The organism is Lentilactobacillus rapi DSM 19907 = JCM 15042, assembly GCF_001436255.1.
Classification (GTDB): Bacteria; Bacillota; Bacilli; order Lactobacillales; family Lactobacillaceae; genus Lentilactobacillus; species Lentilactobacillus rapi.
Genome location: NZ_AZEI01000007.1, coordinates 15,299 through 29,714, shown reverse-complemented (window position 1 = coordinate 29,714; position 14,416 = coordinate 15,299). Strand labels below are relative to the sequence as shown.

Sequence of the window (14,416 nt, the reverse complement as noted above, 5' to 3'; positions counted from 1 at the left end):
CTCAAAATTAACAACTTCTTCCCTTAATTTGAATTGACCCCGATAGTGATTCAAATCCCCTCATTAAAACTTATCTGAGATATGTAACTCCATTATAAATCAATGGACCCAAACTAGTGTGAGGGTACACTCTTTAATGGATTATGTCAATGCCGTTACGGAAATATGACAAATGCAATATTTTGGGTTGGACTGCATGGATTAGGACTGCTCCGCCAAGCAATAACCTGCACATAAGCACCCCAACCACAACTCCCAAAATCGGGGAGTTGTGGTTGGGGCGACTTATGTTTCGGTTATTCCCGCTTGGCTCCGCACACTACTTGTTTACCACCGTAAATCTCTCATTCCGGTGCTTTGGTTCGACAATCTCGTCAATGATCACCTTTGCGACCGTTCCCGTCGTTACTTCCGACTTACCCGCAGCGTTCTTCATGAGTTCATTGCCGCCAATTTCATAATCCCTTTGCTCTCCCGGGACAAAATTTGCACTCGGGGAAATTGCCACCCAGTTCACATTTTTTGTATTCATGAGGAGCTGATATTCTTTAAATTGTTCTCGGGGGATTGAAATGAACGATTCATTATTTGGCATCTTTTCGAGTCGGTCAATCAAGTGGTGGCCGTCCCCCGTTTCCAAACTGCCCGCACCTAAAATAAAGAACAGCCTTGGCTCAGCTTGACCCTGGACCAATTCAATTAATTTGGCAGCCAGGTCAACGTGCTGATAGGCTTTTCCCGTATCCCGAGTAGCGAAGGCATCCACCACAACATCCAAATGCTCAATGTCTTTTTTCTGAATTTCAAAGGCATCCTTTTGGATCGGAGTGACTTTATCTCCGAGCATTTCTTTAGCTTTGTCCGCACTTCTCACAAACGCCGTGACTTGCATCCCTCTGCTAATCGCTTCTTTGGCAATTTCGCTACCAGCTCGGCCAGTTGCGCCGATAATTCCAATTGATAATGTCAAAATAATTCCTCCCATCATTAACAGGTCTTCAACTATAGCTATTTAATTACTTTTAGTATCTGATATTTAATAATGATAAGCAATGATTTAGCCCCCTCGGCGATCATAAGTTGTCCAAAAATGGGACTAAATTTAAATAACTACCAAAACTCACATTAACATCCAAAATAATCGGATATTTGACTATTGATCGGCACTTATAATCTCAATGAATTGGTGACTCTTTTGTCGTTTAAAGTAGCGGCCTAGAGAAACGTCCGATGAATTTTTTCCGAATAATTCCACGATATTTTTGAACACGCTTCAGTGGATGTGTTACACTAAAACAGGATGAAGTGCAAGAGAATCACCAGCTGCTTATTACTGCTAGAATAAGCAGCTTTTTTTGTGGCCAAAAAGGAGTAGCCCTGCTAGAAGCTACTCCGTGAATCGCTGGTTATTGGCTAATGAACGAGTACATTAGTGTTTGTTTAGCTTATACGCAAACCAAGTAATAATCAATCCGACAATAATCGGAAAGATCAGATCTGCTAGGATAAAATGCAAAAGAATCACTTCCTTTCCGGCACATGACCCCTCGTAAGCCCCGGAAAGTAATTAACCAGCTTAATCATTATAGCAAGAGATGAGAATGAAAAGGAATGTAATTTTGAAATCAGTCGTTTGTCCCGAGTTTTATCAATATAAAAATGGGGCTAACTTGCGTTTATAAGTGAATTTGCTGAATAATATTTCAACTCCTTATGCTTAACTAAGTATTCAATCCCAATCCATGAAGATCTTCATATCATAAAGAAGCTGTCACCCCACAGGTTGACAGCTTTCTTTGTACTCAAAAAAGGATTCAGCAATCAGCCCGATCCTTTTGAGTAATACCCTAGACGTTTACCATCTAGGTTGCAGAGTAACATCCTGCATTATTTTGCTAATTTAACATCCTTACCCGCTACATCAATGGTAATTGGTTCGCCACTTACCAGCTTGAAGTGGGCACCATCTTTATCAACGTCAACCTCAATCAAGTGATCACGGAAGACTTGTCTAAATGAGTAGTGATCCCATTTCTTTGGTAAGAATGGCGCATAGTGCAACTTGCCATCGCGAACCCGCATGCCGGCAAAGCCTTGAACAACGGCAATCCAGCCGCCAGTCATGGCTGTAATGTGCAAACCGTCAACGGTGTCGTTGTTGTAGTTATCCAAATCCAGTCGAGCGGTCCGTTCGTACAATTCAACCGCTTTTTCTTCGTAACCGAGATCGGCCGCCAACACTGAGTAAATCGCTGGTGACAAACTGGATTCGTGAACCGTGAACTTTTCGTAGAAATCAAAGTTTGATTTCTTCTGTTCCGGCGTGAAGTCATCGATAAAGTCCCAGATGCCTTGGAGCACATCACCTTGCTTAATATAAGGCGAACGCAGAATTTTATCCCAGGACCAATGCTGATTAATCGGCAACTGGTCAGCCGGAATCTCTGAAACTGGCTTGAGGTCTTTATCCAAGAAGCCATCGTGCTGAACGAAAATATTCAAGTCCTTATCATATGGCAGATACATTCTGTCAACGATATCCTGCCACTGTTTCTTCTCATCATCACTTACATTTAACTTCTTAGCCTGCTCTGGGGAAACTTGCTTGAGAATTGCCAGGGTATACTTCAATGTCCACTGGGCCAAAATGTTCGTGTACCAGTTATTATCGACGTTGTTCTCATATTCATCAGGACCGGTGACCCCATGGATCATGTATTGTTGCTTGCGTTGGCTAAAGTGAACCCGATCTGCCCAGAAGCGGGAAATTTCGGTTAAGACTTTTGAGCCTTCATGCAAGACGTATGAGTCGTCGCCGGTATAGCGGGTGTAATTATAAATGGCAAAGGCAATATCACCATTTCGATGAATTTCTTCAAAAGTGATTTCCCATTCGTTATGACACTCGATCCCATCGAAAGTCACCATTGGGAACAAGGCACCCTTCAAGCCCTGTTGCTTGGCGTTATGATAGGCGCCATCCAACTGCTTGTAACGATACATCAACAAGTTACGGGTGACTTTTGGATCGGTAATGCCCAAGTACACTGGAACCGCAAAGGCTTCGGTGTCCCAGTAGGTTGCACCACCGTACTTCTCGCCAGTAAAGCCTTTAGGGCCGATGTTAAGACGCGAATCTTCTCCATAATACGTTGAGAACAACTGGAAGAGGTTAAAACGAATCCCTTGTTGAGCTTCAATATCACCATCAATTTGGATATCAGACTTGTTCCAGCGGTCTTCCCAAATTTTGGCGTGAGCGTCAAATAATTGATCATAGCTTTGAGCAGCGACTTGATCGCTCAACGTATCCATTGCTTTGGTTAATGCTTCATTAGAATCGTAATCCCGTGAGGTTACCACAATCACACGCTTTTCAAGTTGAGTCGATTCATTAGGCCCTAATTCGCCAGCAAACTCGTTCACAACTTCTTTATCGCTGGGTTGATCAACTTTTACGTTCTTTAAATCAGTAACGTGGCGCATTCCCATGGCAGAAGTGAACCGTGGCGTCCCAAATGGGTTAGGCGTCGTTTCAGCCATCACACTACCACGATCCGCTTGCTGATCGGTTGAAACAACTTCCCAGAAACGTTCATCGTAGTTGGCATCTTCATTCTTAACGTCAGCGTCGATCGCTGAATCAACGACGATTGCGACTTTACTCGAACCCACGTTTTTTAGTGTCAGCCGTTGAACGGACAATTCCTGTTGAGCAACACTGACGAACCGTTCAAAGGTCACGGCAACTTTTGCCTCACCTTTTGTTACAGTAAATGAACGGGTTAATAACGACTTCTTCATATCAAGGTCTAAGTTAAAGTCACTGAAAGTGTCTTTGGCCAGATCAATCTTTTCACCGTTGATCTTAATGTTCATCTTGATGAAATTAACCGCGTTGACTACCTTGCCAAAATATTCTGGGTAGCCGTTTTTCCACCAGCCAACCCGAGTCTTGTCCGGATACCAAACGCCACCCAGATACAGACCGGAAAGACTGTCACCGCTATAATCCTCTTCGAAGAAACCGCGCATGCCCATGTAGCCATTTCCAATGCTGGTCATCGACTCCTGCAGGCGTTTGTCTTCAGGCTTAAAGTCATGGGTCACAATATTCCAGGGTTGTACGTCAAAAGTTCTTTTCATATTTTAGATGTCCTTTCCTATGCTTTATATGTCTCTTTAATTAATCCAACTGACAAGGCACCAAGGCCCATCACAATTCCTGCAAGCAGGAACATGTTTGGTTGAGCGTTGCCTAACATTGGGAACAAGGCAAAGCTGGCAAGAGATGCCACAATTTGTGGTAAACAAATTGAACCGTTAAACAGGCCAAGATAAGTCCCCATGTGTTCACCTGACAAGGCGTTGGTAACCATTGTTAATGGGTAGGTATTCATTGAAGCCCAAGCCATCCCAACTAATGTGAATGAAATGATCAGCATGTACTGAGTGTGAACGAAGAATACTGACACCATCCCGATTGCACCGAGAGCTAAACTCAGTGAATAGCCTAACTTGTGATGATTATTAGGCAATTTAGCTAACACGTATGACCACACAACGGCAGCGACTGATTGAACAGCGGCTAGAACCCCGTACCAGTTACCGGCAGCTTGATAGCCCGATGAAGCAGCGTTGGTTGTATTCCAAACGTTGTTGGCAATGGCCCCGGCTGAATAAGTCCAGAGATACTGGAAAGCAACCCAACAGAAGAATTGAACCAAGGTAACCGTCCAAAAGACTTTTGGTGCTTTCTTCAATAAAGTCCACCAGTTACCACCAGTTGAGTTGGCCTCTTCAGTAATGCCATGATACTTGGCGTATGTGGCTGGGTCATATTCATGCACTTTAAAAATAGTGAATAAACTGGTAACCAGCAAAATGATTGCCCCAACATAGAATGAAATGACAACGGATTGCGGAACAACCCCTTTCTTAGCGGTATTGGCAACCCCAAATGCCGTAAATAAGAATGGGAAGATGGCTGCGATCACCGCACCACCATTTGATAAGAAGCTTTGAATGCCATAGGCGTAACTCTTCTGATCATCATTCACCATGTCCCCAACCATCATCTTAAATGGCTGCATGGCAATATTTGATGAAACATCCAGTAAGGCAACGGTCACAGCACCAAACAACAGTGCAGTAATTGAGGCATACCCGAAACCAAAACTACCAGAGTTCGGCAATAAACACATCACAATAATTGCAATTAACGTTCCCAGGGCAAGGTATGGCAATCGCCTGCCACCCAATTTAGGTGCCCAAGTTCGATCTGAATAATAACCAATGATTGGTTGGACGATCAATCCGGCCAATGGTGGCAAAATGAAAAACCACCCTAATTTGTTTGGATCGGCCCCAATCGTTTGAAAAATTCGACTCATCTGTGAGCTTTGCAAGGTGAAGGCCATTTGGACCCCCAAGAAGCCAAAATTAATCATCCAAATTGTGCTGGCAGGCAACTTTGGTAACCCCGACTTCTTCGTTGCGGCAGCACTGCTTTTCTCATCCATATTTCGATCCTCCAATTCAAAATAATAACGTTTACATTTTGTATTATGACATCAATTTAAAAATAATGCAACCGGTTGCACAGCCTTCCTAAAAATCAAACTTCAAGTTAGCTAGGGCTATAATCAGGATTGCATTAAATCATCAACCAATGTGTCATACATGATTCTCCTAAATAATACCCCATCAAAAAAATAATTAAAAAAATTTTGACTGCTTATTTTCATCTTGAACTCTTTTTGCGGTCTAGACATCTTTTGCTTTTGAAAAGATGTCATACGTTTGACATAAGCTTTTACAGTGCATTATTTTTTAAACGTGGTATATTGTACAAGAATTCACAACTTGTTGTTGCGGAATAAATCTTAAGGTGGTGACATTTAAATGTTGTTAGGTAGCGTAGAAGCGGGCGGAACAAAATTTGTTTGTGCAGTAGGGAACGAGGATTATCGAATTTTGGATATCACGAATTCCCCCACGACTACACCAGAGGAAACGCTCAAAAAGACGGTCGATTACTTCAAACAGTTTAAGGATCTTCAGGCAATCTCAGTTTCATCGTTCGGGCCAATTGAACTCAGACAGAACTCACCGAAATTTGGTTATATCACCAACACACCAAAAGTTGGCTGGGCAAATACCGATTTTGTCGGCAGGCTCAAACAAGATTTCGATTTGCCAATTCATTGGACAACTGATGTTAACGGATCTGCGTATGGCGAATATGTTATGGCAACCCTATTTAATGAAAAGATTAACTCGCTGGTCTATTACACAATTGGAACTGGCGTAGGCGCTGGCGCCATTGTGGACGGTGACTTCATCGGCGATATTGGCCATCCAGAAATGGGGCATGTCCGGCTAAAGCGTCATCCGGATGATCTTGACTTCAAGGGCATCTGCCCATATCACGGCGATTGTTTGGAAGGATTGGTCTCAGGACCGACTTTCCAGGCTCGGCTCGGTAAAAGTGGCAAAGATGTTCCTTTGACCGATCACGTCTGGGACATCATGGCCTACTACGTCGCGCAGGCGGCTATTCAAGTCACGTTGATGTTGCGGCCAGCTAAGATCGTTTTCGGTGGCGGGGTCGTCAGCGAAACCTTCTTGGAAAAGGTGCGCGCACAATTCGATGACTTGATGAATCACTATGTTGACGTTGGTGACTTGGACAAATACATCGTCATGCCACTGGTTAAGAACAATGGTTCAGCAACCGTCGGCAACTTTGCACTCGCTTTAAAGGAATTTAACAAATAATTTAGTGATTTTAGGAAATCCACACTTTTTGTGGAAAATAAGTTACGCAAGGCAGAAAGCTACGCGTAAGCACCTTTGCGGAAAATCCCAAGTTCGGGAATTTTCCGCAAAGGAGACTTACACTCCGCTTTCTAACCGCTTTGCTTCGCTCACTACTATTTAAGGAGATAAACAATGAAAGCATTAGTATTAACCGCTACAAAGAAAATGGAAATTCAGGACATCGACAAGCCTAAGGTTCAACCAAACGAAGTATTAGTTGAAACCAAGTATGCAGGCGTATGTGGAACTGACCACGCCCTCTACAACGGCCTACCAGGTTCTGCCGACGCTGTTCCACCTATTGTCTTGGGCCACGAAAACTCAGGAGTGGTTGCTGAAATTGGTTCAGAAGTCACAAACCTTAAAGTCGGCGACCGGGTAACGGTTGACCCTAACATCTACTGTGGTCAATGCTTCTATTGCCATACTGACCGTCCAGAACTCTGTGAAAACTTGTCAGCCGTTGGTGTTACCAGAAACGGTGGCTTGGAACAATACTTTACTGCCCCAGCATCCGTTGTTTACCCAATTCCTGACGACATTTCGTTCAAGGCAGCCGCAACTATCGAACCAATTTCATGTGCCGTTCATGGGGTTCAATTATTAAACGTGACCCCTTATCAACGTGCCTTGGTTATTGGTGACGGATTCGAAGGTCAATTGTTCGCTCAAATCTTACAAGCTTATGGGATTCACCAAGTTGATTTGACTGGCCATTCAGACAAGAAGTTGGATCTTAACCGTGAGAAATTAGGCGTTACCAACACTTACAACACCAACAACGTTGAGATGCCAACTGACTATTACGATATCGTGATCGAGGCCGTTGGTTCACCAAAGACTCAGGAACAAGCAATTGAAGCAACTCGCAAGGGCGGCCAAGTCTTGATGTTCGGTGTTGGCGCTCCTGACGCTCATTTCTCAATGAACACTTATGAAGTTTACCAAAAACAATTAACCATCCAAGGTTCATTCATCAACCCCAACGCCTTTGAAGACTCAATTGCATTGCTTCAAAGCGGCAAGTTGGACGTTGAAGCCATCATCAGTCACGAATTACCTTTGGAACAAGTTGAATCATTCTTGCAAGGAAACATCAAGGGAGTTTCAAAGGCCGTCGTTAAAGTAGGTGAATAATTTTGACAAATTCAGATCAGTCAAGTAGTCAGGTATCAACTGGCCGAACCATTTCAATGACAACTTCGATTTCTTTCTTTGTGATTTCGCTGATCATTAACTCAGCCGGTAACGTTTTGACGTTGGTTACCAGCGCCAAGATTCATCCCTCATTCTTGGGGTCCGCTTACTGGACGGCCGCAGAAGCCAACTTGAGTGTCGCCTTTGGCTGGAACCTGTTTTGGACTTTCTTAATCCTCGGAATTTTGACCACTGTCCTAAACGCGATCTTAGTTGGTCACTGGGAGTGGGGCCGTGCTTTGGGCAACTTAATTTTCATGGTACCCTTCTCAGCTTTAATTCAAATTTTTGAAGATTTCTTCCTTGGCAAGTATCCCATTTTTGCTGGGCTACCAGATGCCACGACGCCGTTAATGGTTGGTTTCTACATCCTATTAAACTTCGTCGGCGTCGCGATGATTGCCACCGCCATTTCAATTTATCAGCGGGTTAACTTAGTGTTACACCCTGCCGATGACTTGATGCAGATCTTGCGCTTCAAGTACTTCAAAGGAAACGCCAATCTGGCGATGTGGGCATCTTATATTCCACCAACATTGATGGCTATCTTGGCATTAGTGATCACCCATCAATTTACCAACTTCGGGATTGGCACGATCTTCGCGTTCTTATTCCAAGGTGGCATCACGGGAATTGCCGACAAGGCAGTCTTTCCACACCTGAAGCATCAGGCTTTGGATGTCGGTAAATAAGTGAGTAAAACAAAGTGCTTATCCACGGATAAAAAATTAAAAAAGAGGCAATTAAACAATGGCAATGAAAGATGATTTTACCGGACTCCAACACGTTGGGATCCCTTCAGTCGATTTAGACAAGACAATTGAATTCTACAAATCACTCGGCTTTGAACAAGCGGGCTTATTCCATAACGGCGAGAACCGTTGTGCATTCATGCGGTTTGGCAACTTAACCATTGAAACATGGGAGGGCGATCCAACGGCAATGAAGGCTGGCGCAATCAACCATATCTCAATGAACACCCCAGACGTGGAAAAGGCATTCGCCGACGCCAAGGCTCAGGGCTTACGACTAGTAAACGACGAAATCCAATCAATCCCATCATTCTGGGACAACGGGATTAAGTTCTTTAATATCCTTGGACCGAATGAAGAGACGATCGAGTTCTGTGAAATTCTGTAGAGCGCGACTAAGCCTGGGTGACCCCAGAGCATAACACAGGACAACCAATAATGAACGCGCCTTTTGTTCATTGTTGGTTGTTTTGTGTTATGTGGCAGGGGTCAGGGCTGTCGGAGCGCATTTCTGCTATGTTGCCGGAATCCCGGTTTGACTCCGGAACATATACCACCTCACTCATTAATTTTGCTATGCAATGAATTATCCGGATAGTTCGTGTTTCCATCAACTTACCCCTAACAAATAAGATATATGTGATATGCTATTAACAGGGTCAACTGATTGCTTTCATTTGTAGTTCTTCGACAATAGGCTGATCGTTTTTATTACTGATTATTTTGATTGATGCATATACGGAGGCAATTCATTTGAAAAAACATCTGATTCTATTCGTCGGTTTACTTGTCAGTTTTGCCGGCCTTGCTTTGACGAGTGTTCCGCAAGCTGTAAAAGCAGCTGGAGTTTACCACACGGTTAAATCTAAATCCGCAAACAACATCTCTTTTCACTGGAATGGCAGTACGAACGCCTACCTCTGGAATGATAATCTAACTCAAAAGAAACACCACTTAACCAACTACCCCAAAACGACCTGGTACGCCGCCAAAGTTTTAAAAATGACCAACGGCACCAAGACCGGGACCTTTTACTATGTCACCAACCAGTCTGGAAAAACAAAGGGCTACGTTTGGAAAGGGTATTTGACCAGGGGAGCGTATTCCAGTAATAGCACTGTTACTAGTAACAATCCGAATAAGGGGGCTAATACAAAATGGATTACAAAGGGCAATCCATCTGGTATTCCTTACCCAACTGAAGCAGAGCTTGATAAATTGAAGTACGCAACATCAGATGAGCCTGATTTTATAGTTACCTATTATCAAGATCAACCGGTCATTAAAGCTTTTACAGGGACCACTTATAACGACAAACTAGACGATGTTGCAATGGATGAAGCAAACGGTCAATTTGGAAGCGTCATTAAACACGAATGGGGTGATAAGTTAAATGACATTCAGTATGTTAAACTATCAGCTCAGTTAACCAATCAGCAAATGCAAAACTTAGCTAATGGATCCCCAACTTTTAAACGGTTTGTTCTGAACGATCTAACTAAACAGCACATTAAGCCATCAAACTATAAGGGGTGGCAGATTGGCATGTTTAGTGAGCCAATCTATCAAAAGGAATTATTAATATCCAATGGACAAAATCCTCGTATCGGAGAATATGTGATTGCGCTATATAAGCCTTAGTAAGGGCTTAGTGTCTGCCCCAAAATTCCAATTCGTCAATCTTTACACCCCATCCAAAATATTATATGCTTTTGGTATTATCAAAACGACAGATTAATTATTGCAAATCCACACTATATCGACGGGGGAAAGTAACTTGTTATATTTATCAGTTTTCTTATGTGTTGTCGGCGCGATCATGATTCTACTTGGATTCTTCTCACTTAGAACCGCAATGTACAAAAATCAAACCCGCGGCCTGATTGTCTTTCTCATTGCCATCGCGGTTGTCATGATTGCCATCGGGGGCTATTTAATGCCAGGGGCTATCCGCAGCCAAAACGAAACAAAGGAAACCCCACCGACCGAAAAACAGAAACAAATGTCATCAATGGCCAGCCATAACAAAAACATGGTCTTCGATGCCGGCGAAAAGAAGCAGGCAGCCGCCCGTCGTCAATTAAACGAAGCCAATGTTTTGAAGACACTTAAGGGAAGTTACCGTAAACTCGGCAAGGTTGATTTCAACGAAAAGACCAAAGTCTACACCCTCACCATCACCAATAAAGACTTCAACAAGGCAATGACCTACCTCAAGAAAAATCCGGATCAATCTAAAACGGTCCAGTGGCCTGCCAGCGTGAAGGGCTTTACCAAAACCAGCCTGGTCATCAAAAAGGGCGCTGGAGCTGGCTATCAATTCAGGATTGTCGCTCCAATTCCATCGAAGCAGACTCTACTGACAGTGGAAGATGGTAAGGTGTTGGAAAACTTTATCAAGGAATGAGTGAGCGCAGCAAAGCGGTTAAAAGTCGGAGCATAAGTCTCCGCCAACAGAAATCCCGGTTTTGGGGATTTTTGTTGGCGGTGCTTATGTGCAGACTTTTGCTTTGCGCAGCTGTCCTAATACAAGTGAGCGGATCAAAGCGGTAAGGGATCGGAGTGTAAGTTGCCGCTGAGGGAAATTCCCGATTTTGGAATTTTTCTCGGTGGTGCTTACAAGCAGATTCCTGCTTGGAGGAGCTGTCCTAAAAATAAGTGAGCGGATCAAAGCAGTTAATAACCGAAACATAAGTCTCCACAAGCGGAAATCCTGGTTCTGGACTTTTGTTTGTGGTGCTTATGTGCAGATTGTTGCTTTGAGGAGCTGTCCTAGAATAAGTGAGTGCAGCAAAGCGGTAACAATCGGAGTGTAAGTCTCCTTGAAGAAAGATTCCTGATTTTTGGAATTTTTCTTCAAGGTGCTTACACGCAGATTGTTGCTTTGAGGAGCTGTCCTAAAATAAGTGAGTGCAGCAAAGCGGAATTCATATAAGCCTTTTAAGCCTTTCAATCCGAAAATCACGGGTTTGGATTTCTGGGTTGAAAGGCTTACCTGATCAAGCGTCAGTTTTCCGGAGCATGATTAATCTACGTAGCTTAGTATGCGAAACTGAATGGTTAAATAACCGAAAGAATCTAGAAATCAGGTTTCTCTAAACATCAAAGGCTCCTCAACAACCTTCCCATTTTAGGAAATGATTGCTGAAGAGCCTTTTTATCAAGCTGTCTTCTTCCGTTTGTGATACAGCACGATCCCCAGTAAGCTAATTGCCACCAGAATCATCCCTAAGGCAATTTGATACGCAAAATGCATCCCACCAACAAACCAATCCGGATGCGCATCTGGGTAGGTGGTGATCCGTTTACCACCTTGCAGACTAATCCCAAAATACAGCAATGAGGTTGCCAGAGCCAAGCCGATTGCCATCCCCAAATTTCGGCCGAGGGCAGCGATGGAACCAGCAATCCCCTGAAATTCTGGAGCAGCATTTCCCATAATCATCGGATTATTCTGGAACGCCCCGTTTGCAGTCCCGAACAATGCCAGGCCAATCACCAGCCAAGCAAGCGACCACTGAGGCTGAATCATTATAAATATCACTTCAGGAATCAAAAAAATAAATAGTGCGTAAAATGACACCTTCTCCGCTCCAATCCGATCAGCAATATAGCCACCGGTTGGGGCACTGAAAATATTAAGAATTGGGACGGCCATCAGGATAATTCCAGCAACCGCCGACGATAGCAGCAGGCGATCCTGCAGATAAAACGGCATGATGACATTATTGAAGTAACCGCAGGCATAGACCAACATCGCCGACAAGATTCCAAAGCTGAAGCCCAAGTTGTGGAAGATCCTCAGATCAATCAGTGGTTCCGGCACCCGGTGCTCAACCATTACAAAAAGTATCAGCAAAATTCCCGTGACCGTCAATAAGCCCATAATTCTTAAATCGCCAAAACCAATCACTTGGCCCCAGAAGATCATCAAGAAAAACGCGGTGACCATCCCGGCATAGGTGGTAAACCCCAGAAAGTCAATCTTGAGGCGTTTATGAGGCAATGGTGCATGAGGGAAGAAATGATGTCCCAGGATATAGGCAATAATTCCAATCGGCACGTTGACAAAGAAAATGAAATGCCAGTTAAACCAGGTTAAAATCAGCCCGCCAACCCCTGGGCCAGCGATATTGCCAATTTGGACAAATGAACTGTTTACCCCGAGGGCTAATCCGTGCTTGTTAGGTGGAAAAATGTCGGTAATAATACTAAAATTGGTTGCCATCGTCATTGATGCCCCGAGCGCTTGAATCACTCTCGCCCCTAGAATCATCGGCAAATTAACGCTCAGGCCGCAAAAGAGTGATCCTAAGACAAAAATAATCGTTCCGGTTTGGAAAATTCTAACCCGGCCAATTTGATCTGACAGCTTACCAAAGAAGATCAGTAAGACACAAATTAATACCAAATAGACCGACACGATCCATTCGGCCTGGTTATTCAAAATATTGAGATCTCGTGACATTTTTGGAATTGCGATGTTCACAATACTGGCATCGATCGTTGACATGAAGGATACAATTGATGTCGACATCAGTAAAATCCATTGATTCTGTTGCTTCATGGGTCAACCTTCTATTCTGACAATTATTTTGGGATGGTATGACTCACAATGATGTGTTGTCGCTTGGGCTTCTCCGTTTGAAATAGCAACTTCACAGCTGACCGACCCATTTCATTTGGGTTCAGGTCCACTGAATGAAAGTGCTGATCAGTCAGTTCGTTCGGCAAAGAGTTGTTATACCCTACCACTTCGATTTCTCTGTCGGGGTGAAGCAATTTAAATCGATGATAAACCTTCAAGCCGGTGAAATCATCAATTGCGACCACGCCATCCATTTGCGGATTTTCCTCGATAAATCGATTAACGACCGCTTCATCGTCATCGGGGACCGGAAAAATGACGGGTGTTTTGTGAGCCAACTTCATTTCTCGGAGGTACCCGGCCTTTCGGTCAATTTCGTATGGCCAATTGTTCGTCGATTCCGCAAAAACAGGATTGTCGACATGGAGCCGCTTCATTAAATAATCCACCCCATCCGCACCGGCTTCCACGTTATCATTATCAACGTACAACCACCGCTGCCCATCGGCCGGTTTTCCAATCGTCACAAATGCCACCGGTTCAGCTTGCAGCAGTTCAATCACCGGGTCATTTTCATGAGAATAAAGCAAAATAAACCGCTTGATTTGGGCACGGGTAATCATTGACTTCACGTTATCAAGGACTTGTTCAGTGGACTCGCCAACGGCCACTGATAGAACATAGTTGCGGGCATTTAACTGTTCATTAATCCCTCGCAGCAGGCCAACGTAAAAAATGTTATCGACCACCCGATTGTTAACCGGGAAAATCACGCCGACGGAATTAGCCTCTTGATTGGTCAAATTTCTGGCGTTGTAATTCGGCTGGTACCCCATGTCTTCAGCAATTTCTTTAACCTGGCGGCGGGTGCGGACACTAATTCGCTGATTATCATTAAGGGCTCGGGACACGGTGGACACCGACAAGCCCAGTTTTTTAGCAATATCGCGAATCGTAGCCATAGCTTTGTACCTCTTATCTTCGTAGTTTGATGGGTCAAAAATTTCGATCGTATTAAAACTTTGTATCTTTTATTAATATTCAGCCATACTACTAG

General features: G+C 43.8%; 11 protein-coding genes. 6 read left to right on the top strand and 5 right to left on the bottom strand.

The genetic code is table 11. From position 1 onward, the window contains the following. Positions 1-319: 319 nt before the first annotated feature. The 3 genes from FD12_RS01425 to FD12_RS01415 form a co-directional block, all read right to left on the bottom strand. Positions 320-970, bottom strand: a complete 651-nt coding sequence (locus FD12_RS01425) for an NAD(P)-dependent oxidoreductase (RefSeq protein ID WP_056981274.1) — start codon at positions 968-970, stop codon at positions 320-322. A 917-nt stretch (positions 971-1,887) separates the two neighbouring features. Continuing rightward, entirely contained in the window at positions 1,888-4,146 is a 2,259-nt protein-coding gene (locus FD12_RS01420) for a glycoside hydrolase family 65 protein (protein ID WP_056981271.1), read from the bottom strand. Between the two features lie 17 nt (positions 4,147-4,163). Next, entirely contained in the window at positions 4,164-5,522 is a 1,359-nt protein-coding gene (locus FD12_RS01415) for an SLC45 family MFS transporter (RefSeq protein ID WP_054747404.1), read from the bottom strand. Positions 5,523-5,904: 382 nt separating this feature from the next. On the opposite strand from FD12_RS01415, the gene scrK reads away from it, so the two are divergent. The 6 genes from scrK to FD12_RS01385 all read left to right on the top strand — a co-directional run bounded on the left by scrK (position 5,905) and on the right by FD12_RS01385 (position 11,178). Further along, a complete protein-coding gene (gene scrK, locus FD12_RS01410) occupies positions 5,905-6,780 on the top strand; it encodes a fructokinase ScrK (protein ID WP_054747402.1) in 876 nt (291 codons plus the stop codon). Positions 6,781-6,954: 174 nt separating this feature from the next. Continuing rightward, on the top strand, positions 6,955-7,959 hold the full coding sequence (locus FD12_RS01405) for a zinc-dependent alcohol dehydrogenase family protein (protein WP_054747400.1): 1,005 nt from the start codon (positions 6,955-6,957) through the stop codon (positions 7,957-7,959). A gap of 56 nt (positions 7,960-8,015) precedes the next feature. Beyond that, a complete protein-coding gene (locus tag FD12_RS01400) occupies positions 8,016-8,711 on the top strand; it encodes a DUF6198 family protein (protein ID WP_371862794.1) in 696 nt (231 codons plus the stop codon). 58 nt (positions 8,712-8,769) lie between these two features. After that, positions 8,770-9,159 (top strand): VOC family protein, encoded by a 390-nt coding sequence (locus FD12_RS01395; protein ID WP_054747398.1) that lies wholly within the window; start codon positions 8,770-8,772, stop codon positions 9,157-9,159. 365 nt (positions 9,160-9,524) lie between these two features. After that, the gene (locus FD12_RS01390; protein WP_054747396.1) at positions 9,525-10,412 is read left to right on the top strand and encodes a hypothetical protein; all 888 of its coding nucleotides are present in this window, start codon (positions 9,525-9,527) and stop codon (positions 10,410-10,412) included. 136 nt (positions 10,413-10,548) lie between these two features. Continuing rightward, positions 10,549-11,178 (top strand): hypothetical protein, encoded by a 630-nt coding sequence (locus tag FD12_RS01385; protein WP_054747393.1) that lies wholly within the window; start codon positions 10,549-10,551, stop codon positions 11,176-11,178. A 753-nt stretch (positions 11,179-11,931) separates the two neighbouring features. Here FD12_RS01385 and FD12_RS01380 read toward each other — a convergent pair. Continuing rightward, a complete protein-coding gene (locus FD12_RS01380) occupies positions 11,932-13,338 on the bottom strand; it encodes an MFS transporter (protein ID WP_054747391.1) in 1,407 nt (468 codons plus the stop codon). 23 nt (positions 13,339-13,361) lie between these two features. Further along, positions 13,362-14,321 (bottom strand): LacI family DNA-binding transcriptional regulator, encoded by a 960-nt coding sequence (locus tag FD12_RS01375; protein ID WP_056981264.1) that lies wholly within the window; start codon positions 14,319-14,321, stop codon positions 13,362-13,364. Positions 14,322-14,416: the final 95 nt, after the last annotated feature.